This is a genomic window from Pseudomonas sp. HMWF006 (assembly GCF_003061205.1).
Taxonomy (GTDB): domain Bacteria; phylum Pseudomonadota; class Gammaproteobacteria; order Pseudomonadales; family Pseudomonadaceae; genus Aquipseudomonas; species Aquipseudomonas monsensis.
In genome coordinates this window covers 1,216-2,603 of the sequence record NZ_QAIU01000423.1, presented here as the reverse complement: position 1 = coordinate 2,603, position 1,388 = coordinate 1,216, and the positions used below count along the sequence as shown (strand labels likewise).

The 1,388-nt window shown below is 64.8% G+C and carries 1 protein-coding gene; it reads left to right on the top strand.

Translation table 11 applies throughout. From position 1 onward, the window contains the following. On the top strand, nt 1–1,388 hold a 1,388-nt coding region (locus DBR24_RS17750; RefSeq protein WP_256591599.1), incomplete at both ends, for a murein L,D-transpeptidase.

Here is a 1,388-nt window from a genome sequence, read left to right as displayed (position 1 = left end):
GTCGTGCGCGGCGATTGCCGCGCAGCTCAATGGCCCGGCGCTCACGCAATTGCAGGCCTTCTACGAACAGCAGGACTGGATGCCGGTGTGGGCCAGTGACTCCGCACGATTGCCGGCCTTGCACGCGCAATTGCAACTGTTGGCCGACGATGGGCTGAATCCCAAGCGCTACCCGCTTCCGAGCGCAGCGCCGCAGGATGGCGAGTTGTGCGCCGACATCGACATCAGCCGCAACTACCTCCAGGCCCTGCAGGATTTGCATTACGGTCGCCTGCTGCAATCGCATTTCGAACCGCTGTGGCATGCCGACGACACCCCGCGCGACCGTCAGGCGGAATTGCTGGCCATCGCCGTACCCGGCATGCACGACATCGCCGGCGCGTTCGATCTGGCCCGTCCGCGTCTGGCGCAGTATCAAAGCCTGCGCCAGCTCTACGCCGTGCAACGGCTCAAAGCGTTGCCGCAATGGCAGTCCGTGGGCAACGGGCCGCTGCTGCGCCCGTCGATGGAAGATAAACGCGTGCCGGAACTGGCGCAGCGGCTGTTCAGCGAAGGCTATCTGACCCACGCCTTAGGCGCGCCGGGCAATGCCTATGACGGCGTGCTGGTCGATGCCGTGAAAAGTTTTCAGGCCAGCCATTCCTTGCAGGCCGACGGGGTGGTCGGGCCGGGGACGATTGCCGAGCTCAACATCAGTCCGCTGAACCGCCGTGAACAGTTGCGGGTCAACCTCGAACGCTTCCGCTGGCTGGCCCAGGACATGGAACCCAATGGCCTGCTGGTCAACGTTGCCGCCGCCGAACTGACTCTGTATCAGGGCGGTCAAGCCGTGTGGCAGACCCGCACTCAGGTTGGCCGCGCCGAGCGCCAGACACCGTTGTTGAAGTCTCTCGTCACGCGCCTGACCCTCAACCCGACCTGGACCGTGCCGCCGACTATCTGGAAAGAAGACAAGCTGCCGGAAATCCGCAAGGACCAGACCTTCCTCAGCCGGCAGAACCTGCAAGTGCTCGATGCCAATGGGCAACCGCTGGCAGCGGCGGACATCGACTGGGACAACCCCGGCAACATCCTCCTGCGTCAGGATGCCGGGCCGCGTAATCCGTTGGGGCAGATGGTCATCCGCTTCCCCAACCCGTTCTCCGTGTACCTGCACGACACGCCGAGCAAGGCGCTGTTCGAGAAAGGGCCGCGTGCCTTCAGCTCCGGCTGCGTGCGGGTCGAGCACCCGATGCAGCTGCGCGACCTGCTCCTGACCCCGGCGGAAAAGGCCCGCACCGACACCTTGCTCGCCACCGGCACCACTCACGAATTTCGCTTGTCGGCGCCAGTGCCGATCCTGATGACCTACTGGACCGCGCAGGTCGATAATGCCGGTCGGGTGCGCT